The 21486-nt window shown below is 60.4% G+C and carries 17 protein-coding genes; all 17 read left to right on the top strand.

Annotation, left to right across the window (positions count from 1 at the left end):
• Positions 1-22: 22 nt before the first annotated feature.
• The 17 genes from OKW30_RS02640 (at position 23) to tssM (ending at position 21486) form a co-directional block, all read left to right on the top strand.
• Positions 23-1450 (top strand): basic amino acid/polyamine antiporter, encoded by a 1428-nt coding sequence (locus OKW30_RS02640; protein ID WP_429345883.1) that lies wholly within the window; start codon positions 23-25, stop codon positions 1448-1450.
• A 316-nt stretch (positions 1451-1766) separates the two neighbouring features.
• Entirely contained in the window at positions 1767-2009 is a 243-nt protein-coding gene (locus tag OKW30_RS02635) for a hypothetical protein (RefSeq protein WP_429345882.1), read from the top strand.
• 51 nt (positions 2010-2060) lie between these two features.
• Entirely contained in the window at positions 2061-2318 is a 258-nt protein-coding gene (locus OKW30_RS02630; protein ID WP_429345881.1) for a hypothetical protein, read from the top strand.
• A 726-nt stretch (positions 2319-3044) separates the two neighbouring features.
• Positions 3045-3695: a response regulator gene (locus tag OKW30_RS02625; RefSeq protein ID WP_429345880.1), complete on the top strand. Its 651-nt coding sequence runs from the start codon at positions 3045-3047 to the stop codon at positions 3693-3695.
• A 254-nt stretch (positions 3696-3949) separates the two neighbouring features.
• The gene (locus OKW30_RS02620; RefSeq protein WP_184068186.1) at positions 3950-4498 is read left to right on the top strand and encodes a fimbrial protein; all 549 of its coding nucleotides are present in this window, start codon (positions 3950-3952) and stop codon (positions 4496-4498) included.
• Positions 4499-4597: 99 nt separating this feature from the next.
• On the top strand, positions 4598-5362 hold the full coding sequence (locus OKW30_RS02615; RefSeq protein WP_260330353.1) for a fimbria/pilus periplasmic chaperone: 765 nt from the start codon (positions 4598-4600) through the stop codon (positions 5360-5362).
• A gap of 198 nt (positions 5363-5560) precedes the next feature.
• On the top strand, positions 5561-8212 hold the full coding sequence (locus OKW30_RS02610; protein WP_429345879.1) for a fimbria/pilus outer membrane usher protein: 2652 nt from the start codon (positions 5561-5563) through the stop codon (positions 8210-8212).
• A 73-nt stretch (positions 8213-8285) separates the two neighbouring features.
• On the top strand, positions 8286-8846 hold the full coding sequence (locus OKW30_RS02605) for a fimbrial protein (RefSeq protein WP_429345878.1): 561 nt from the start codon (positions 8286-8288) through the stop codon (positions 8844-8846).
• The gene (locus tag OKW30_RS02600; protein ID WP_429345877.1) at positions 8827-9582 is read left to right on the top strand and encodes a DotU family type IV/VI secretion system protein; all 756 of its coding nucleotides are present in this window, start codon (positions 8827-8829) and stop codon (positions 9580-9582) included. Before OKW30_RS02605 ends, OKW30_RS02600 begins: the two co-directional genes overlap by 20 nt.
• Positions 9579-11255, top strand: a complete 1677-nt coding sequence (locus OKW30_RS02595) for an OmpA family protein (protein ID WP_429345876.1) — start codon at positions 9579-9581, stop codon at positions 11253-11255. The genes OKW30_RS02600 and OKW30_RS02595 overlap by 4 nt, the downstream gene beginning before the upstream one ends.
• A gap of 205 nt (positions 11256-11460) precedes the next feature.
• Positions 11461-11994 carry a type VI secretion system contractile sheath small subunit gene (gene tssB / locus OKW30_RS02590; RefSeq protein ID WP_184068521.1) on the top strand — a complete coding sequence of 178 codons (534 nt, stop codon included), beginning with the start codon at positions 11461-11463 and terminating at the stop codon, positions 11992-11994.
• A 46-nt stretch (positions 11995-12040) separates the two neighbouring features.
• A complete protein-coding gene (gene tssC / locus OKW30_RS02585) occupies positions 12041-13543 on the top strand; it encodes a type VI secretion system contractile sheath large subunit (RefSeq protein WP_184068177.1) in 1503 nt (500 codons plus the stop codon).
• 109 nt (positions 13544-13652) lie between these two features.
• Entirely contained in the window at positions 13653-14135 is a 483-nt protein-coding gene (locus OKW30_RS02580; protein WP_184023663.1) for an Hcp family type VI secretion system effector, read from the top strand.
• Positions 14136-14275: 140 nt separating this feature from the next.
• Positions 14276-14821 (top strand): type VI secretion system lipoprotein TssJ, encoded by a 546-nt coding sequence (tssJ, locus tag OKW30_RS02575; protein ID WP_429345875.1) that lies wholly within the window; start codon positions 14276-14278, stop codon positions 14819-14821.
• Positions 14822-14826: 5 nt separating this feature from the next.
• Positions 14827-16176: a type VI secretion system baseplate subunit TssK gene (tssK, locus tag OKW30_RS02570; protein ID WP_184068171.1), complete on the top strand. Its 1350-nt coding sequence runs from the start codon at positions 14827-14829 to the stop codon at positions 16174-16176.
• The gene (gene tssL / locus OKW30_RS02565; protein ID WP_184068168.1) at positions 16173-17507 is read left to right on the top strand and encodes a type VI secretion system protein TssL, long form; all 1335 of its coding nucleotides are present in this window, start codon (positions 16173-16175) and stop codon (positions 17505-17507) included. Before tssK ends, tssL begins: the two co-directional genes overlap by 4 nt.
• Positions 17508-17520: 13 nt before the next feature.
• The gene (tssM, locus tag OKW30_RS02560; protein ID WP_429345874.1) at positions 17521-21486 is read left to right on the top strand and encodes a type VI secretion system membrane subunit TssM; all 3966 of its coding nucleotides are present in this window, start codon (positions 17521-17523) and stop codon (positions 21484-21486) included.

Below are 21486 nucleotides of genomic sequence, written 5' to 3'. Positions count from 1 at the left end.
TCGCGGGAGAGCGATCGCAGCAATGGACAAGCGCGTCAGACTTTCAACGCCGGGCCTGATGGCGATGGTGATCGGCTCGATGGTCGGGGTGGGCGTCTTTTCGCTGCCGCAGGCGCTCGGCAAATATACCGGCGTAGTCGGTTCGTTGATCAGCTGGACCATCACCGGCTCCGGCATGCTGATACTCGCGCTGATCTTTCAACGGCTCGCATGGCGCAAGCCGGAACTCGACGCTGGCGTCTACACGTATGCGCGCGTCGGGTTTGGACGCTACACGGGATTTCTGTCGGCGTTCGGCTACTGGTGCGCCAGCTGTCTCGGCAACGTGGCCTATCTCGTGCTGATCAAGTCCGCGCTCGCGATCGTCGCGCCTTCATTCGGCGCTGGCAATACGTTTAGCGCGATCGTCAGTTCCTCGCTGATGATCTGGGTGTTTCACTTTCTGATACTGCGCGGCGTGAAGGGCTCGTCGGTAGTGAATGCGTCGATGACGGCCGCCAAGCTGTTCGCGCTTGGACTGTTCGCGGTGCTCGTGCTATCGAGTGTCAAGTGGCAGTTGTTCGTCGCAAACCTGTGGACCGTTCCCGAGCCGTCGGCGACCGGTCTGTTCGGCGAGGTGCGCAAGACGATGTTGGGCACGGTATTCGTGTTTCTCGGCGTCGAAGGCGCGAGTGTCTATTCACGGCATGCACGCGAACGGCGCGACGTCGGGGTCGCGACCGTACTCGGCTTTCTCTGCGTGCTTGCGTTGATGGTCATGGTCACATTGTTGTCGTATGGCGTGTTGCCGCTCGAGCAGTTGGGCACGCTGAAAAATCCGTCGATGGCTGGCGTGCTGAGCGCCGCGGTCGGCGCCTGGGGCGCGGTCTTGGTCAAGCTCGGCCTGTTGATATCGGTACTCGGTTCTTATCTTGCATGGACGTTGCTCGCCGCCGAAATTCTGCACGCGGCGGGCAAGAGCCGCACGATGCCCGCGTTTCTCGGGCGAGAAAACCGCAACCACGTACCGGTCGCCGCACTGTGGATGACGAGCCTCGTGATTCAGGCCTTTCTGATCGTGACGCTGTTTTCGAAAGAAGCGTTCACGCTGGCCAAGGAGTTCACGACGTCGATGAACCTGATCCCGTATCTGCTCGTCGCCGGCTATGGGTTGAAGCTCGCAGCGAGCGGCGAATCGTATGCGGGGCAGCCGTGGTCACGGCGCATCGATTTCATGCTCGCGCTGCTGGGCTGCGGCTACGCGCTCTTTCTCGTGTACGCGGGCGGCCTGCATTATCTGTTGATGTCGACCGTGCTTTATACGGCGGCGACCGTGTGGTTTTACATCGCCGAGCGTCGCAAGGGGAAACGGCCTGTGTTTGCGCTGCTCGAACGCTGGCTGTTCATCGTGGTTCTGCTTACCGGGCTGGTCGCGTTCGTCGATCTCGTGCGCAATCATTTTGCGGCCTAAGGCTCCCGCTCCCGCTCGCGCGCCGCGCGGCTCACATGATCGCGGCCTGGCGAATGCAGCGGATGAAATAGTCGGCCGGGCGCGTGTGAATCGCGCCTTCGCGCTGCATCAGATGCAGTCTCGCCGTGCGCGACGTTTCAATGAAATCCAGTTTTTTCATCTTCAACGATCAGGCACTGCCGATCGGCGCCGCCTACTGGGCCACGCTCGTCGAGCAATACCTTACAGCCTGAACTTCGCCAATTCGCGTTTCGCCGACCCGGCGGGCTGCCGGGCCGGCGGCCAGACTACGTCCATATCGGGGATCGGCCTGTGGGTGCTCGGCAATCCGGCTGGGTTTCTGCTGCTGCTCGAAGGATTCCCGCGCGAACTGCGCGGGCGATCGCTCGGGATCATCTATAGCGTCGGCGTGACGTTGTTCGGCGGTTTCGCGCCGTTCGTCGTGACGTGGCTGATTGGCGTGACGGGCAGCGCCTATGCGCCGGCCTGGTACATGAGCGCGTGCTGTCTCGTCAGTCTCGCCGCGCTGACCGTATTCGACGAGCGCATTACCGATTAGTGACCGGAGTCACCGTCGATGTCATCCGGCCATACACAACAGGAGAACGAAATGAACGCACAGAAATGGCTGAAGCTGGTTTGCGCGAGCGCGGTCGTGTTCGCTTGCCTGAATGCGCACGCGCAGCCGCAAGCGGGCGGATCGGGTCCCGCGGCACAAGCTGCGGCGAGTTCGGCGCCAACCGCGGGCGAGATCAAGGCTACCAACCGGCAACTCATGCGGGACCTACGCCCCGCGCATTCAGAAACGCACGAAGCCAGGGACTACGGGCCAGCAACATTACAGTGCGCGCGGATAACGGCGTCGTGACGTTGACGGGCAGCGCGCCGACCACGGACCTGCTGTCGCGCGGTCCGCTAGAAGAAACACGGCGGTGACGCCGGCGGCGATGGGGCATTGCGACGGGCCGACTGGGCTGGATCTTGAAAGCACTTCTTGCACCTATGACGCATATAGGACTCTGCTGACTTTTTTCTTGTTAGCGCATCGTACAATCCGCCTCTGCGCAAGGCGAAGATGTTTTAATTCCTCGCCGACGAGTTGGGGTGCGTTGCGCTATCCCATCTTCATGATTGATCCATGCTAGGTTGTATGCCCAAAAATTGCTTTGTCTTTACCAAAGCACACCGGCTTTCTCACCTATTTTGCATCGTTTTAAAAAACAGTGGTTCGAAAACTTCTATTTGCGTGGTGCCAAAATGCTTTTCTGGAACGATCAAGACAATTTGATATGCGCTATTTGGACTGCACCGACTGGTGCGCTTAGATGATAGGCGTTCCCCACGCCGTTCGCTTCATTAGAAGCAGGAAGGTTGCGGCTCTCGATCTTGCTGCTGAGGTGTGCGGCTAGGCCCACGCAAACGCAGCGTCCCGTGGCGACACACAGGATCAGGGAAGTCGGCGAGTGGATGGGACGAGATGCCCTGCGCCATTTCTCATCATGTAACGGCGTGAAATGACATGGTACTTTGGTGACAAATCATGCAGGGTGTTTCGGCAAGGAAAAGGTATTCACCTGCGTGGTATGGAGTGTGAGTGAACAAAATAAGAGTGGGTATCGCCGACGATCATCCATTTATTCTCCTCGGCGTCGAGCATCTTCTTCAGCGTTGTCCTGACATCCAGGTCTGCTTCAAAAGCGAAAGTATTGGCCTGCTTCTCCAGCGGCTGGTTGAAGTGCCAGTCGATGTTCTTGTGTGCGACTACGAATTCGAAGGCGATCCGTATGCCGACGGTCTCAACCTTCTTGACCGGATCCGGCGTGTCGCCCCAGCCATACGAGTCATTTTTCTGAGCACGCATTCTTCCACGCACATCATTTCAGCTGCGCTCAACGCGGGGGCGGCCGGCTTCGTCGGCAAGGGTCCCGAGGGCTTTGTCAGCCTTACCGCTGCCGTTCGCGTTGCCAAAAATAAAAGCGTGTTTCTGCCTGATTCCATTGCGGACAAGATGTTGCGCGCAACGGGGCGCGCAGCGCAAGGCGGATCTTCTCTCAATTTGCTATCTGAAAAAGAATCGACGGTCGTGCGAATGATCTGCGACGGGATGTCGATCGCAACAATTGCCGAGCGGCTCAATCGCAGTCCCAAGACCGTGAGCAATCAGAAGAACGCTGGCATGAAGAAGCTCGGTGCCAGAAACGACGTAGAACTCGTCACAATCGTGCGCGAGTGGTCCTGCTCGTAGCAATTGCCGCGATTCTCAGGCGGATTCTGTCGTTCTCGTGGCGCCTTCTCCCTATCGTATGGTGGTCCTGTCACCTGTTCAGTTCGAGGAATCGACACGTCGTTTCTCGACTGACCTATTTGGTCTTTCATTTTGGGTATTGGCCCATTAACACCGATCTTCTTCAATGAGATCATTCCTCTGCCTTGACGATCGCTGGACGTCCCGGCTTCACAAGGGTTTGTAGTTCTGAAATGGCAACAAAGAGGAATCTCATGAAAAAACAAGTAACGCAACTCATGATCGCGCTGATGGGCCTGTCCGTCGCGCCGATGGTTTTCGCTCAAGCTGTACCGGGCACAGGTCAGGTAACGTTCAATGGAGAACTGTATGACGACACCTGTGTGATCAACTCGGGTGACGAGGACCAAACGGTCACGCTGCCTCGGGTGTCTTCGCAGACGCTGCCTGCGGCTGGCGTAGTGGGCGGGTCCACGCCGTTCAACATTTCGGTGTCGCAGTGCCCGGCAACGCTGACCCATGTCGCGGCGCATTTCGAGACCACGAACATGGACCCGGTTACGCGTAATGCCATTAACCAGGCAACTACCTCGCCGGCCGCGAACGTCGAAGTGCAATTGCTTGACCACAATGTCACGAGTGGCGCGGCGCAGGTGCTTCCGCTGGGCAGCACGGGCGAGTTCGTTGCTGTTGGGAACGACGGTACGGCAACGATGTACTACGCCGGCCAGTACTATGCAACAGACAGAGCCACGGCCGGTAACGTGACGGCTGTTGTTCGCTACACGTTGGCATACCAGTAAGCGAATCTAAGCCGAATGGCATCGGGTTGCTCTTCTAGTTCGAAGGCAACCCGAAGTGGCATTCCGCTTATCTGTCGCGTGGAGGAGCGAGTGTCTTCAATGAAGTTTCCAATGTTGTTCGCCGCAGCTGTCGCCTTAAGTGTGACCTCGTTTGCTGCACAAGCTGCTATCACCATTACCGGTACCCGAGTTATTTATCCGGCGCAAAACCGTGAAGTCAATGTTCGTTTGAACAATGTTGACAGCCGTCCGGTCCTGGTCCAGGCGTGGTTGGACGACGGCGATGCGGCAGCTGCCCCGAATGAAATCAAGGTGCCGTTCACGTTACTGCCGGCGGTATTTCGGGTCGAGCCTCACAGAGGGCAGGCTTTGCGCATCATGTTCACAGGCGGCGACATGCCGAAGGACCGTGAGGCTGTCTATTGGCTGAACGTTCTCGAAATTCCGCCGAAGCCCAAGGACGCTGATGACCGGAACATGATTCAGCTCGCGTTCCGAACGCGTATCAAGATGTTCTACCGGCCGGTATCGTTGCTCGATGACCCAACGGCGGGGCGGGCCCAGCTGAAGTGGCATGTCGAGGCAAATGACAAAGGTCAGAGCATCGTTCGTCTGGACAACCCATCGCCCTACTACATTTCCGTCGGCACGGCAGAGGTAGAAACGGCAGGCAGGAAAGTCGCTCTTTTGCCCGATATGGCACCGCCGTTCGGGCACGTCGATCTCCGTCCACAAGATGGAAAGCTGGATATCAAAGCTCCTGCCACCGTTTCCTATACGGTTCTGAACGACTTCGGTACAGCGATCAAGGACTCGGCGGAAGTGACAGGTGCTCAAAGCGCGGAAGCGCAAAAGAATCAATAATTGAAATACGGGATGTCGGGCGTGCGGAATAGTAAGACGGCGGTTGAAAGAGTATTCAGTAATGTCCCTTTCCGGTTTCACCCACTGGCTTGGGCGGCAATCATAGCGTCGGGCTGGGTCTTTTGCTCAAATTCCGCGGTCGCCGCGTGCGCGCCGGACTCAGCGGCGACGCCATCCAGCGACTGCTCGGCGTCCGAGTTGCCGCAACAGGCAGCCGGTGTCGACGGAGAGGCTGCGCGTACGGATGCGTCATCTACCGCGGCGACATCAAATGCGCCCGCTGCGGAAGTTCCGCAAGAAGTCGAGTTCAATCCAGCATTCTTTACGGGCAACGTCGCCGATTTGTCACGCTATACGCGAGGCAATCCTGTTGCTCCCGGTGTTTATCCGCTCGAACTGCTCGTCAATGGTAAGAAGCGTGGACGCTTCGATGTCCTGTTTCAGGCAGTGCCGGGCTCGGATATCGCAACGCCCTGTTTCACGATGCCTGGCCTCGACCGCGCTGGCGTAGATACCGAGCGCGTGGCCCAGCGGTTGAAGGAAGCAGGAAAGGGCGACTTCGACGATACGGACGCGTCAGTGCAATGCGTCCCACTGGTTGAAGCCGTACCGGGATCGGTTGCATCGTTCAACACCGCCGATCTGCAACTCGATCTGTCGATTCCACAGATCGAATTGCGCAAGGAGGCTGCCGGTTACGTTGATCCGTCCCGTTGGGACAACGGGATCAACGCAGGCTTCGTGCAATACAGTCTCGCCGGCTATACGACTCACCAGAACAATGGTAGCGGAGACTTCAGCAGTGTCTACCTCGGTCTGCAAAGCGGATTCAACGTGAACGGCTGGCGTTTCCGCCAGTGGTCCACGGTAAGCTCGCAGAACCGGGGTTCCGGCACGCATTGGCAAAGTGTCGCGCTGTTTGCGCAACACGATGTCACGGCGCTTAAGAGCCAACTGACGATCGGCGACAGCTCGACGAGCGGTGACGTCTTCGACTCATTCAACGTGCGTGGCGTCCAGCTTTCGAGCGACGACCGCATGTTGCCGGATTCCATGCGCTCCTACGCGCCGGTTGTACGTGGCGTGGCTGATACCAATGCACGCATCATCGTGCGTCAGAACAACATCATCGTGGCCGAGACCAGCGTGCCGCCGGGGCCATTTGAACTGAACGACCTGCCGGCTACGGGTTATGGCGGCGACCTTCAGGTCACTATTACAGAATCCGACGGCCGTCAGCGGACTTTTCTGGTGCCGTTTGCGTCCGTCCCGCAGTTGCTGCGGCCTGGTGTTGCACGTTTCAATCTGACGACCGGTGTCTATCGCGATACCGTGCTGAATAACCATCCGTGGGTGGCGCAGGCGGTTTATCAGCGCGGCCTGACAAACCTGTTGACCGGCTACACCGGTGCACAGTTTGCGGAAGGTTACTGGGCTGGCCTGGTGGGTGTCGCGCTCAATACGCCGCTCGGCGCATTCGCGTTTGACGTAACGGCGGCGGGAACGAATATTCCCGGCGTGTCTGGTGGTCGTCCCGGCTACAGTACGCGGATCAGCTACAGCAAGCTCCTTCCAGGGCCCAACACGAATTTTTCGGTTGCGGCTTACCGATACTCGACCTCACGGTTCTATAGCCTGCATGACGCGATGTACGCGCGATATGGCTCCCGAGACACCACGGGTCAGTATGACTACCGTACGCGCAGCCGTCTGCAGCTGAATATCAACCAGCCAATCGGCGAGTCGAGTTCTTTTTATATCGCCGGCAGTTCGCAGAACTACTGGGGCGCGTCGAAGGGCTACGATCTGCAATATCAGGTTGGTTTCAACAGCGCGTACAAGCGGGTGTCCTACTCGCTATATGCGCAACGCACGCGCCTGCAAAACTCGAAGATCAGCACGCAGGTAGGTTTGAACCTGACGATTCCGCTCGGCAAGGTCGACTCGAACGAGCATCATATGTTCGACTATCTGACCACCAACGTTTCGCGCGGCTCGAACGGGGATAGCACAATTCAGGCCACTGCGTCGGGCAACACGAGCGGAGCCACGCCGATCACCTACGGTGTCAACGCGTCACGGATCGTCGCCGGCGACAATCGGACCGTTTCCGCGGGTGGTTATGCGATGTATCGCGCGCCGTTCGGTACCTACAACGTCAATGCATCGATCAGCAATCAGACCCGTCAAGCCGCGTTCAATGCCGACGGCGCGGTCGTCGTTCACAGTGGCGGCATGACGCTGAGCCCGCCGCTTGGGCAGGCGTTCGCGCTCGTCGAGGCGAAAGGCGCAGAAGGTGGCCGGATCGTCAATGGCCAGGGTGCAAGGATTGACGCTAACGGCTATGCGGTGGTGTCTTCGCTGATGCCATACCGGGTCAACACGGTCGCGCTGGATCCGAGCGACGTGTCGCTCGACGTTGAACTGGGCAACACGAGTGAGGAAGTCGTGCCGCGCGCGAGTTCGCTCGTCAAGGTGAAGATTGCGACCACGCAGGGCACGCCGATTTTCGCCGAGGTTTTGGATCGCGAAGGCAAAGCCATGCCAATGGGCACCGAATTATTCGACGAGTCCGAGAAATCGGTGGGCATCGTCGGTCAGGGTGGCCTCTCGTACCTGCGCGGCCTCGAACACGAAGGCAAGCTGCTGGTGCGCTGGGGCAATCGCGCAGCGGAGCAGTGCGTGATGCCCTACACGGTGCCGGACGACGACAAGGCGGACAGCGGTCAGCGCGCGGGCATCGTTGCGCGCATCAAGCTGAGCTGTGATCCAGCGCTAGTCTGGTCTCCGCCGGCAAAGCCCGTAGCGCGACGTTCAGCGGGCGCGGCGCTTGTCAGTTCGCTTCGCTGAAGTGCGAAGGTCGATACCCGGTCAGCTCCAGCGCTGCGGCTTAGATGATTCCGCCGACAGTAGAGGTCAGAAAATGAAAAATATTTGCAGATACTTTCGGATTGCCGGGCTAGTTTCCGGATTGATCGCAGGTGCGCTGTTGGGATCGGTTTGCGTACATGCGCAAGGCTCGCCTTCGGTCACGCTCAATTTTAGTGGCACCTATAACGCGACGACGTGTGCGCTGGTGAGTTCGCCCGACATGACGGTCACGTTGCCGACGCTTTCGACGCGATCGCTGCCGACGGCCGGAGTTATAGATGGCTCAAAGTTCTTTACCATCACGATCCAATGTCCAAGCGGTGTAACGGGGGCGCGCGTGTATTTCGAGAGCGGTTCGTCGACCGATCCCAACACCGGGAATCTGGACCTGCAGAATGCGAGCGGGGCGGCGTCGGCAACGAATGTACAGGTCATGTTGGCCAATGCGGACGGATCGCGGATCAAGGTCGGCGACCGGTCTACGATGAGAGTCGTTCCGATCACGTCCACGGATCCGACGCCGGTGGATTTCATTGCCAGCTACTACGCAACCGGTCGGGCCACGGCTGGCACCGTCAATACATTCGTCACCTATGTCGTCGAAATGCCCTGAGGGTGCCGGCGCGAATACGTCTCTTATTATGTTTGACTCAACAGTCGCGCTCATGCGAGCGACTGCGTTGCATGCAGCACTGCTGTCCGACGGCGCGGAGCTGCCGGCTATTCCTTTTTGGCGCGCGCGTTGCAGTACGTTGGTCGAGACGCTACAGCAGCAAATGCTGGATCGAACTTTTCCGGCAACGGACATCCGGGAAGTCAGCCTCGCACAATGCGTTCTGCTAGATGAACTGACGTTGCATGCATTGCCGTCCAGGCAGCGCGAGGAATGGTTGCGTGACCCGCTGCAAATGCGTTTTCATGGCGTGCGCGATGGCGCCGCATGGGTATGGCACCGGATCGAGGCGGTGGTGGACGGCGGCGATCCGGACCCCGCCGGACTTGAGTTCTACACCATGTTGCTGGGGCTGGGCTTCGACGGCGGACGCGAAAACGCCAACGCATATCTGGAGCGTGCGAAATCGGCGTTGAACGGGCATCTGCGTAATAAGGCGGCGTTCTCCATACCCGACGCACCGGATAACAGCATGCCACTGACCAATTCGCTTCGGCCGTCGGACGTGTCACGGATCTCACATTCACGCAGAACCGCCGGCGGGGTGATTGCTGGCGCGGTTGCCATCGCGTCACTATGGACGGCGATGGACCTTAGTCTGGACGTTGCGACACGCGGTCTACCTCAAACGTCGTCGCCGCAGAGTAGTCCTATGCAGACGGAGCGTTCGCAATGATTTCCGGAAACAGCTGCCGGGCGGCGCTGATCTGGATCGCTGTCTCCGTAGTTGGACTGATATGGCTATGTTTGCCGCTTGCTCTCCAACCATCGTGGCCCGTTGTGCTCAGTCTTGTTCTGTTGACGGGGGTGGGCGCCGCCGTTTTGCCAGCTTACGGGCGATCGCATCCGACCCACGAGGATCAGGATTTTCAGCTCGGGAACGTGCGTCAGTTATCGATTGTTCTCGTCGTCGGGCCGCATGCCGGCGCGTTGTTTGCACACGATGGCCAGACATCCACACTGCGACGTAACGGTGATGCGCTGTGGTTGCGTGTCCGGTCCCCGCAGCAGTTGTCCAGCGTGTTGGACACGGTGATGGAGTCGCATCAACGTCCGCCGGATGCCGTGTTGATGCCCGTTGTTCCCGACGGTGAGTGCGACGATGCTGTGATTCGCCGCGAATTTTCCCGCTGGAAGCATCAAATCGACGCCTGCATCGGTCCCCGGGCGTTCGTATTACCCTGCTATATCGCGATCTACGCGTACCTCGGCTCGAATAGCGACCACGCAGTGGAACCGGTCTGGTTCGGCGATGCCATGAATATCTCGACGATGCAACCCGCGACCGCAACCGCGCGGCAACATGTGCAAGCGCTCAGGCAACAGCTGGATCAGGCTTGGCTCGCTGTCGCCCCGGAACGTGCGTCGCGCGCCGGTCTGGGGCATGCAGTGTTCGACTGGCTAGAAGATGAGGCGCTGCTATCGATACTTTCATCGCTCGCGAACACCGCGCCGTTCTCGCTGCGCGGCTTGCTGTTGGCCGACATCGGACACCCGCCGATGCGTCCAGGCGCATGGACGCGATGGCTCACCGGCAAGACCGCGCTGCGGCCGCTGCTGACGAGGCCGAAGGCTCAACCGAAGCCGCTGTCTCTGCCTTTACTTACGACCATCGCGCGGAACGACAGATTCCGGGTTTCGAAGAGCGAGTGGGCCCGGTCGTATTCCGGAAGCTTGCACGCGTTGGCTGCGTCGGCGGTCGTCCTGATGGTGTCGATTGGTGTCTCCGCATGGTCGAACAGCAGGTTGGTCACGCGAGTCGCCGACGATCTCGAGGCTTACACGCATATACCCACAGCCCGCGCGGATGCGAAGCGTGAGCGATTCGAATCGTTGCGCAGACAATCCGCCGAGCTGGCTCGCTATGCGAGCAACGGTGTGCCGACCGGGCTCGGCTGGGGACTGTATCGGGGCAAGCAGTTGCAAGTCGCGCTTGAACGCGTGACCGCGACATCGCATTCCCCGACGATCGCCGCGCATTCCCCGCCCCTTGCTGTGACGATCGACAGCCTCTTGTTATTCGACAGCGGCAAGACGACGCTCAAGTCAGGTGCAGAGCCAAGGCTCCACGCGGTTCTCGATCTGATTCGCGCGAATCCCGACAAGCGAATTCTCATCGCGGGTCATACTGACAACGTGGGTGCCAGCGTCGCGAATCAAAAGCTCTCCGAGGCACGCGCGCGGGCCATCCGCGATTGGTTCGTCAACACGGCTACGTTGCCCGTCACACGTTTCGCAATTCAGGGGTATGGCGATACCCGGCCGATCGCCGGCAACGAAACTAGTCAGGGGCGCGAGATGAATCGTCGTGTCGAAATCACCGTTGTTCCCGATTCAGGCACGCACTGAAAGTACTCGTCGCGGGTAGCCCTCTCGGAGCCTGCGTTCGCACACGCCAACCCGGCCTCGCTTTTGCGAACGGGACAGACTTTTGGGCAACCGCCCATATCGCCGCGCTGCTCCGAGACATAACATCTTCAGCTTGCGGACTTCATACGAAAGCGAGCGGTGTCGCCGCTCCTTCTTTTACTTGAGCGAACAACCTCAGAGCACTATGTCGGCTTCTACCAGTTCTCAAAAATTCATCGCACGTAATCGTGCCCCCCGCGTCCAGATTGAATACGACGTCGAAATTTACGGTTCGGAAAAGAGAGTCGAACTCCCGTTCGTGATGGGCGTCCTCGCCGACTTGTCGGGCAAGCCGCTCGAACCGTTGCCCGCCGTCGGCGATCGTAAGTTCTTCGATATCGACATCGAGAACTTCGATGAGCGAATGAAGGCCATGAAGCCGCGTGTCGCGTTCGCGGTGCCCAACACACTGACGAACGAAGGTCATCTGATGGTCGATATCACGTTCGAAAGCATGGACGACTTCTCGCCCGCAGCCGTCGCGAAGAAGGTCGACGCGCTTGCGCAGCTACTCGAGGCGCGTACGCAACTCGCCAATCTTCAAACGTATATGGATGGCAAAAGTGGCGCGGAAAACCTGGTCAGCAAGGTGTTGAGAGACCCAGCGTTACTCGAAGCGCTCGCAAAGGCGCCAAAGCCGGAAGCGGCATCCGCCGGCGAACCGGTGACCAACGAATGATTTTTGCTTTCCGCACGAAAGCACAGCCTGAAACAATGGGGAAATGATGGCCGAACTTCAAGCGAACACGCGCGCCAAGGCAACGGCGAGCGTGACCAATCAGTCCGATTTCAATGCACTCCTATCGCGCGAATTCAAGCCCAAAACGGAGCGCGCGCGCGAGGCTGTCGAGGGGGCTGTCCGGACGCTCGCTCAACAAGCACTGCTTACATCGGCAACGGTGTCCGACGACGCGTACAAAAACATAGAGTCAATTATTGGGGAGATCGATCGCAAATTATCCGAACAGATCAACCTGATTCTCCACCATGAAGATTTTCAGAGTCTTGAAAGCGCATGGCGTGGGCTTCATCACCTCGTCGCGAACACGGAAACGGATGAGAAGCTGAAGATCCGCTTTATGGATGTGTCGAAGGACGACCTGCGTCGCACGATGAAGCGCTATAAAGGGATTGCGTGGGACCAGAGTCCGTTCTTCAAGCAAATTTACGAGGAAGAATACGGGCAGTTGGGTGGCGAGCCGTACGGCTGTCTCGTCGCCGACTACTACTTCGATCACACGCCCGCCGACGTCGACCTACTAGGCTCGATTGCAAAGGTGGCGGCAGCTTCGCATGCGCCGTTCATTACGGGCGCGGCACCGTCCGTGCTGCAGATGGACTCGTGGCAGGAACTCGCCAACCCGCGCGATCTGACGAAGATTTTTACGCAAAACCTCGAGTACGCACCTTGGAACTCGCTGCGTAGTTCGGAAGACGCGCGCTACATCGGCCTTGCAATGCCGCGTTTCCTTGCACGTCTGCCGTATGGCGTCAAGACGAATCCGGTCGACGAATTCAATTTCGAAGAGGCGACCGCCGGCGCGGATCATCAACGCTATGTATGGTCGAACGCGGCCTACGCAATGGCGGTGAACATCAACCGTTCGTTCAAGAACTACGGTTGGTGCACGCTGATTCGCGGCGTGGAAAGCGGTGGGGTAGTTGAAAACCTGCCGTGTCACACGTTCCCGACGGATGACGGTGGCATCGACATGAAGTGCCCGACGGAAATTGCGATCTCCGACCGCCGCGAAGCGGAATTGTCGAAGAGTGGTTTCATACCGCTCATTCACCGCAAGAACACTGACTACGCGGCGTTCATCGGCGCGCAATCGTTGCAGAAGCCGGTCGAGTACCACGATCCCGACGCAACTGCGAACGCGAATCTATCGGCACGTCTTCCGTATCTGTTCGCGTGCTCGCGCTTTGCGCATTACCTGAAGTGCATCGTGCGCGACAAGATCGGCGCATTCAAGGAGCGGGACGAAATGCAGCAATGGCTCAACGAATGGGTCATGAACTACGTTGACGCCGATCCCGCGAATTCGTCGCAGGAAACCAAGGCACGTCGACCGCTGGCCGCGGCCGAAGTGGTCGTCGAGGACGTCGAGGGAAATCCGGGATATTACCAGGCGAAGTTCTTCCTGCGTCCGCATTTCCAACTTGAAGGTCTGACGGTTTCTTTGCGTCTCGTCGCGAAGCTGCCGCTCGTGAAGGATGCAGCCTGATCTGACGTCTACCGTTCATTCGGTGAATGAGCGACGGACAGGCGCTCACTAAATATGCCTGACTTTCATTGAGCATCTTTAAAACTAATCGGTACCAAGGAGTATTTTTATGGCGCAAGACATCTTTCTCAAGATTAACGGGATTGATGGTGAGTCGGCAGACGCTAACCACAAGGACGAAATCGATGTTCTGAGCTGGGCGTGGGGCGTTACGCAGCAATCGAATATGCACGTTGGTTCCGGTGGTGGCGCTGGCCGAGCCACGGTCGACGACTTCACGTTTGAGCATTTCATCGATCGTGCAACGCCCAACCTGACGCAATACTGCCTGACCGGTAAGCACATCGACGAAGCCAAACTCGTCGTGCGCAAGGCTGGCGGTAATCCGCTCGAATACATCAAATTCACGATGAACGACGTGCTGGTTACCTCGGTGCATCCGTCCGGCGTCAGCGACAGTGAATCGCGTCCGTGCGAAACGGTGCGTCTGTCCTTTGCTCGCCTGAAGCAGGAATATGTGGTGCAGAACGCGCAAGGCGGTAGCGGCGGTGCGATCACGGCGACCTTCGATATCAAGAAGAACACGGCCTAAATCGCACATTTTCCTGAATCTTGGCACGACGACCCTTTTGTCCGGGACGCCGTGTCAAGGTTGTTAACCGGGATGCCCGGCTGGATGCAGGCATCCTGGTTCATTCAGGGCGATGTGCGAGATCACCTTGATACCGTCAGATGGTTTCGATCTTTTTTTCCCGCTTCGCGATATGGCTGCGTATCGGGGGCTGGCTAGCCCTAAGCGGGGCGAGCGCATGGCTGTCCGGGTGCGCTACCGCGTCGGCTCCCGTTGTCAAGGAGCGAACGACCCTCCGGCTTCAGATCGCGGCAAACGAGAACGTCAATCCGAACGAGTGGGGAACGGCGGCGCCGATCCTCGTGCGGATCTACGAACTGAAGTCGCCGACGGCGTTTCAAACCGGCGACTTTTTCACGCTGCAAAGCGACGACAAAAAAGTCCTTGGCGACGATGTGCTGGTCGTTGATGAATTTATTCTGCGTCCCGGCGATACACGCGAGATCGTCCGGAAGTCGAACCCCGCCACTACCGCAATTGGCGTGCTGGCCGGCTACCGGAATCTCGGGAAATCGGTCTGGCGCGCGGTTTACCGGTTGCCAATCGCGCCCGACGCCGCATGGTACAGGATGGCTCTTCCAGACAAGGAACAGAAGCTGACGATCCAGCTCGATCAGCGCACTGTTTCGATTTCAAAGTCAGACTAATTTCGATGAGTTGGTATAGCAAAGTTGTTTGGAGCGAAGGACTCTTCCTGCGCCCGCAATTGTTTCAGCAGCAGGAGCGGTATTTCGAGTCGTTCGCGCATCGCCGGAGCGCGCCGCTGAGCCCGTTTTTCTGGGGCTTCAGCCGTTATGAAATCGATCAGGAATCGCTCGCGTTCGGCAAGCTGGTGTTCAAGAGCGGGCTCGGCGTATTTCCAGACGGCACACCGTTCGAGGTGCCTGGCCTGACGCTGCCCCCGCCCCCACTGACGATCGGACCGGAACATCAGGAGCAGGTGATTTACCTGGCGGTCCCGCTTCGCTTGCCTAACACCGAGGAAACCGCCTTCACCGAGCAGAGCGGATCGCTGGCCCGTTACCATGCGTACGACGCCGAACTGCGCGACAGCAACGCGATCGGCCAAGGTCCGAAGCCCGTCCAACTCTCGAATCTGCGCTTGCGGCTGTTGCCCGAGAAAGAGCTGACGCAGTCGTGGATCGGGCTTGCGCTGACGCGCGTGAAGGCGCTGCACGCCGACGGCGCCGTGTCGCTGCACAGCGCCGACCACATTCCGCCCGTGACCGGTTACGGCGCGAATCCACTGCTGCGGGAATGGGCGATGCAGCTGCACGGCCTCGCGCGACTACGCGCCGACGCGCTCGCCGCCCGTCTGTCAGGTGCTGATGGCCGTACGGGCGCGGCGGCCGAAGTGGCCGACTATCTGCTGCTCCAGGTGCTCAATCGCTATGAGCCGCTGCTCGAGCATTTTTGCCAACTCGAGGAGACCGCGCCGGTGACCCTGTATCGCGAGCTCGCGCTTTTCGCGGGCGAGCTTTCGACCTTCGTGCGTCCGCAAACGCGGCGTCCGCGGGCGGCGCCGGGCTATGACCATGCGCAGCTCTACCGCAGTATCAGGCCCCTCGTCGAGGAGGTTCACTATCTGTTGAACCAGGTGTTGATTCGTGGTGCGCAGCCCATTCCGCTTACGGAGCAGGCGCATGGCATCCGTACGGCCGCCATGCTGCCGAACGAATTGGCCGGCTATTCGAGCCTCGTGCTCGCCGTGGGCGCGCAGATGCCTTCCGAATTGCTGCAGCAGCAGTTTCTTGCCCAAACGAAGATCAGTCATCCGCAGCGCTTGCCGGAATTGATCCGTTCGCACCTGCCGGGTCTGGCAGTAGCGGCGCTGCCGGTTCCTCCGCGCCAGATTCCGTTCAACTCGGGCTTTATCTATTTCGAACTGTCGCGTACCGGACCGTTCTGGGAACAGATTGCGCGGCACGGAGGGCTTGCCATGCATGTCGCCGGGCACTTCCCGGAACTCAAGCTTGAGCTGTGGGGCGTGCGTCAAAAATGAGTACCGGTGCATACGGGGACGACGCGTTCGAGTTTCTGTTGAACCCCGACAACTCTGCTTCTGGCCGGAGCCAGCCGTCTGCCGTTCCCGCTGGACGTCCCACAACCGCGGGCGTCGCCAATCAGGAACCGGTGGTCGATGCGGCCGCGTTCGATCCGCCGGAACAAGTGCAGACGCGTCTGGAGCGCATGAAGGCTGCGCGCAATCCGTTGTGTGAAGCCGCGCAGCCTTTGTTGCGCATGCTGGCGGACATGCCGGCTTCGCTCGATTCGTTGGCTGCGGTCGCGAGCTTGCGCTCGCTGCTGGTGCGCGAGGTCGCCGCATTCCAGAAGGTCTGCGACAAAGCGAGTTTGCCGTGGAAGCACGTAGCGGCTGTCCGCTACGCGCTGTGCACCGCGCTCGACGAAGCCGCCAATCGCACGCGTTGGGGGAGCGGCGGAATTTGGGCCGCGGGGGGGCTGCTGCTCAAGTTCGAAGGAGAAGTGGACGGCGGCGAGAAGTTCTTCCTGCTGATCGGCCGCATGGCAACGGATCCCCAGGAGTACCTCGACGTCCTCGAGGTGTTGTATCGCATTCTCAGCCTTGGATTCGAAGGACGCTACAGCGTTGCCGCGGACGGTCCACGTCATCTGGAGCAGATCCGGCAGCGGATGCTGACGCTTATCAGCGGCACGCGGGACACGATGCGGCTCGAACTGTCGCCGCACTGGCGCGGCGAGGAGCCGGGCAGGATGCGGCTGCTGAAAAGCGTGCCGGTCTGGGCGACGGCGGGCGTCGCTGCGCTATGTGTGTTCTCGCTGTTCGCCTGGTACAAGTATCGGCTTCTGGCGCAAAGCAATGCGCTGGAAGCGAAGATTCTCGCGATCGGAGAGCCGATCAAGGTCGCGGCTCCGGTCGTTCACGAGCGCTTGCGCCTGTCGATTTTGCTGAAAGACGAGATCGCTCGCGGCCAGGTCTCCGTCGAAGAGAACGCGAGCAGCAGCCGGGTCGTGTTCCGTGGCGACTACGTGTTCCTGCCGGGGCAAAGCCGCATTCGACCGGAACTGGATCCGGTGTTGACCAAGGTCGCGCAGGAGGTCGTCCGGGTCGGCGGCAATGTCACGGTGACCGGGCACACCGACAACCAGCCGATTCATACGGCGGAGTTTCCTGACAACCTGGTGCTATCGGAAAAGCGCGCCGCGTTCGTCGCCGACGTATTGAAGGCGCACGGCATGCCCGGCAATCGCATCGAGGCTGTCGGCAAGGGCGATACACAACCTGTCGCGGACAACAGTACAGCGGAAGGTCGTTCCCGCAATCGACGCGTGGAAGTCTTCGTCACGCATTAACGGGAAAGCCTTGATGTCTTATTTGAACCGCTTATCGAAACTTGTGCTCACGCGCCAGACGCTGGTGCTCGCCGCGATCCTCGTGACGGCTGTGGCCGTCTGGTTCGTGGGACCTCTGATTGCATTTGGCGACTACCGCCCACTCGAGAGCGTGCTCTCGCGCACGCTGTCGATCGTCGTGCTGTTATTGCTGCTGCTGTTCTGGCTGCTCGGCTGGTCGCCTGGCGTCATCGGCGTCGCGTTGCTGTGTCTCGCGCTCTGGTATTTCGGACCGATACTCGCGTTCGGCCAAACGCATCCACTCGGCACCACATGGTCCCGCGTGCTGCTGATCTCGGTGCTGCTTGCCTGCTACGCGATCTATGGGCTGTATCGTCTGTGGCGGGCAGTGCGCAGCGATGACGTGCTGCTGCAGCGCGTTCTGAACCCGTTCACGAAGAAGTCGGCCGCGAGCCCTGTCGCACGAGACGAAATCCGCGCGCTTCACGCGGTCGTCGCGAAGGCCATCGACAAGCTCAAACGCATGCGCGGCGGACCGGCAGGGCTGCGTCGTCTGCTCGAAAGCCAGCGCTATCTGTACGAACTCTCGTGGTACATGGTGGTGGGCTCGCCAGGCGCCGGCAAGACGACGTTGGTCCTGAACTCGGGTCTGGATTTTCCGGAGGCGGATCAGATGGTCGCGGCGTCGCTGAGAAGCCGCGTCGAAACGGCGAACTGCGACTGGTGGTTCGCGAACGAAGCGGTGCTGATCGACACCGCTGGCCGCTATACGGTTCAGGACGCAACGTCGCAAGACGCCGCGAAGGTTGACGTCGATCCGGAAGACCTGAAGAGCGAGAACGAGGCCGAGTGGCGCGGCCTTCTGGGGCTGCTTCGCAAGCGGCGCCCGCGCGCGCCGATCAACGGTGCGTTGCTGGTCGTTTCGGTCGAAGAGTTGTTGACGCGCCCAGCGCCCGAACGAAAGGCGCTCGCCGCGTCCATGCGCGCTCGGCTCGGCGAGTTGCGCCAGCAGTTGGGGATTCGATTCCCCGTCTACGTGCTCGTTACGAAGCTCGATCTGCTGCCCGGCTTCGGGGAGTATTTCCAGTCGTTGACGGCGGAAAGCCGCGCGCAGATTTTCGGCTTCACACTGCCTTATCAGGAAGCGGCGGAAGAACACGGCCGCGACACACTGCGCCTGAACTGCGCGGCCGAAATGCGTGAGCTGGAGCAGGGACTCGAAGACGGCGTCAACACGAGGCTGCAAGAGGTGTACGAGGTCGATCTGCGCAAGAAACTTTATGCGCTGCCGTCAGAATTTCGTAGCCTGTGCGCGGAACTCAATGAATTGCTCGCGCTGGTGTTTCTCGATTCGAAATACGACGACACGCAGTTGAACAGCACGCTGCGCGGCGTCTATTTCACGAGCGCGGCGCAAACTCACGAGGCCGTGTCCGCCGACAGCTCCACGCTCTTGCAGCGGCTGCGTCGCGGGCTCGCGGGTTTGTTTGGTGCCGCGCCGAAAACGGTCTCGCCGTCGTCCGGCGACGCGACGCCTACCGGCTATCGCGGCTATTTCTTGCGCAATCTGTTTCAGCGCGTGATCCTGGCCGAAGCGCATCTGGTGCGGCCGAACCTGTACTGGGAAGTCCGCTTCCGCGCGTTGCGTCTTATCGGACATCTGCTCGCGATCGTCGTGGCGGTGTGGCTGATTGGTGCGCTCGTCGTGAGCTTCGGCAACAACCGCGAGTATCTCGCCGCGATCGATGGCAAGGCCAATGCGCTCGCCGCGCGGGTCTTGTCGCAACGGAAGGCGCCGCAGCCCGGGACGATGGGGACGCTTCTGTCGGCGTCGCGTGAGCTGCCTCAGTTCGACGGCATGGACCTCGACAGTCCCGGTGTCGCATGGCACTACGGGCTCTACACGGTGCCCGCCATCCGCGCCGCGGCCGGCGAGACTTACAACAATCTGCTGAAACAGATGCTGCTGCCGCAAGTCGTCGGCCGGCTCGAAACGGTGCTCGATACGCAAATCGGCGTACAGGACGCGGACGGCGTTTATCGCACGCTGATGGTCTACCTGATGCTGTTCGATGGCTCGTACTACGACGCGAAAGCGATCAAGGCATGGGTGCTCGGCGACTGGGAACACGCCAACAGCGTCGCATCGCTCGGCGAGCGCAACGTGATGGCGCGTCACCTCGATGCGCTGATCGTGGACGGGGTGCCCGCGGTGCCGGCAAGACCGGTGAATGCACAGCTCGTGCGCCGCGCGCGCGAGTTCCTTGGCCGCAATCCGGCGTCCGGACGGCTCTACGAACGTGCGATGAACGCGATGGCTCCCGAGGCGCCCGAGAACGTCACGCTGCTGAGCGCCGCGGGTCCGCAGGCCACTACCGTGTTCATGCTGGCCGGCGGTTCGACGCTCGCGCGAGGTATCCCCGGTCTCTATACCTACGACGGCTATCACGCCGTTTTTAACAAGCGCCTCCCTGATTTTCTCGAGCAGGCGCGAAAACAGGACGCTTGGGTGATGGGCGAGGCCGATGCATCGGCGCGGCGGCGGCGGATGGCAAACGGCAACGCACCGCGCAAGGACAGGCTCGCCGACGATATCCGTCGCCAATACCTGACCGACTATGGCAATTACTGGAGCCAGTTTCTCGACGACGTGAGACCGGTGTCCGGCAGCGAAGGCACCCTGGCGCCCGATCTGCAGACGCTGCGTACGCTGGCTGCGCCGGATTCGCCGCTGGCGAGACTCGCGCGAACGGCCGCGCGCGAGACGTCGCTGTCGATCGTTGATGGCGCGGACGAGCCGTCTGCCGCCGGTAGTGCCATCAACGTGATCATGCGTCGCTCGCAGGCGGCGCGCGCAGCGAGCGCCGTGGCCGCAACCGCCACGATCGGTCAGCTCGCGCAACAGAAGATGGAACGTGAACTGGTCGACAGACGCTTTGCCGCGCTGCGCGAAGTCGTGACCGGCCAGGCCGATAGCGGGAGCGCGCTGCCTGGCGGCAGCGGCGTGCTGCAGCTGGGCGGCGTCATCGGGCTGATCAACGAGCAGTACACGCGATTGATGACGGCCGGCGACGTGCTCGCCACCAACAGCATGCCGCCCACGGATGACCTCGGCTCCACGATGCAGCTCGAGGCGCAGAAGCTTCCGCCGCCGTTTCGGGCCGTGCTCGTGGGCCTCGCGTCGCAGTCGATGCGCAAGGTGGACCGCAATGTCGGCTCCCTGCTCACGATGCAGGTCGAATCGAGCGTTGGCGCGCAATGCCGCCGTGCTGTCGAAGGCAAATATCCGTTTGCCGCGAGCGCCCAGGAAGTCGACATCGACGATTTCAATCGCGTGTTCGCGGCCGGCGGCCTGCTCGACGACTTCTTCCACAAGACGCTCGCCAGCCGCGTCGATACGAGCATGCGGCCATGGCGCTATAAGCCGGTCAGCCCCGGCATGCCGCCCATGCAGGGACCGGGCCTCGAACCGTTCGAGCGCGCCGCGGCGATCCGTCAGACATTTTTCCGCGATCCCGGCGCGACCCGGATGTCGTGGAACGCGGGCCTCAAGGTCGTGTCGCTGGACCCCGAGATTACCGATCTGCTCATCGACGTCGACGGGCAAAACCTGCGCTATGCGCATGGTCCGGTCACGACGTCCCCGATCACCTGGCCGGGGCCGCGCGGCGGTTCGATGGCCGGCCTCACCGCGAATCCGCGCGTGCGTCCGGACACGTCGACCGTCATGACCGAAGGTCCGTGGGCGCTGTTCCGTCTGATCGACCGGGGCCGCGTGACGTCGACGTTGTCGTCGAGCCGCTCGGCGGTGGACTTCAATTTCGACGACCGGCACGCGGTCATCGAACTGACATCGGGCGGACAGTCAGGACCGCAACTCACGGCGTTGCTGCACGATTTTCGTTGTCCCGGTAGCGGAAGCGCGATGGGAAGGGGAGCGGACGCGTCGTCAGGCTCCGCATTCGCCGACGAACAGTAG

The sequence above is a fragment of the Paraburkholderia sp. Clong3 genome, from assembly GCF_050436485.1.
Lineage (GTDB): Bacteria > Pseudomonadota > Gammaproteobacteria > Burkholderiales > Burkholderiaceae > Paraburkholderia > Paraburkholderia tuberum.
The sequence above is the reverse complement of the archived record's forward strand: the minus strand, read 5'-3'. Positions and strand labels throughout refer to the sequence as shown.

Bases quoted from the DNA above. Each gene is read 5' to 3' on its own strand.
- OKW30_RS02605 (WP_429345878.1), top strand. From the start codon at position 8,286: ATGAAAAATATTTGCAGATACTTTCGGATTGCCGGGCTAGTTTCCGGA.
- tssM (WP_429345874.1), top strand. From the start codon at position 17,521: ATGTCTTATTTGAACCGCTTATCGAAACTTGTGCTCACGCGCCAGACG.
- OKW30_RS02640 (WP_429345883.1), top strand. From the start codon at position 23: ATGGACAAGCGCGTCAGACTTTCAACGCCGGGCCTGATGGCGATGGTG.
- OKW30_RS02600 (WP_429345877.1), top strand. From the start codon at position 8,827: ATGTCGTCGAAATGCCCTGAGGGTGCCGGCGCGAATACGTCTCTTATT.
- tssB (WP_184068521.1), top strand. From the start codon at position 11,461: ATGTCGGCTTCTACCAGTTCTCAAAAATTCATCGCACGTAATCGTGCC.
- OKW30_RS02630 (WP_429345881.1), top strand. From the start codon at position 2,061: ATGAACGCACAGAAATGGCTGAAGCTGGTTTGCGCGAGCGCGGTCGTG.
- OKW30_RS02615 (WP_260330353.1), top strand. From the start codon at position 4,598: ATGAAGTTTCCAATGTTGTTCGCCGCAGCTGTCGCCTTAAGTGTGACC.
- OKW30_RS02595 (WP_429345876.1), top strand. From the start codon at position 9,579: ATGATTTCCGGAAACAGCTGCCGGGCGGCGCTGATCTGGATCGCTGTC.
- tssC (WP_184068177.1), top strand. From the start codon at position 12,041: ATGGCCGAACTTCAAGCGAACACGCGCGCCAAGGCAACGGCGAGCGTG.
- tssK (WP_184068171.1), top strand. From the start codon at position 14,827: ATGAGTTGGTATAGCAAAGTTGTTTGGAGCGAAGGACTCTTCCTGCGC.
- OKW30_RS02620 (WP_184068186.1), top strand. From the start codon at position 3,950: ATGAAAAAACAAGTAACGCAACTCATGATCGCGCTGATGGGCCTGTCC.
- OKW30_RS02580 (WP_184023663.1), top strand. From the start codon at position 13,653: ATGGCGCAAGACATCTTTCTCAAGATTAACGGGATTGATGGTGAGTCG.
- tssL (WP_184068168.1), top strand. From the start codon at position 16,173: ATGAGTACCGGTGCATACGGGGACGACGCGTTCGAGTTTCTGTTGAAC.
- tssJ (WP_429345875.1), top strand. From the start codon at position 14,276: ATGGTTTCGATCTTTTTTTCCCGCTTCGCGATATGGCTGCGTATCGGG.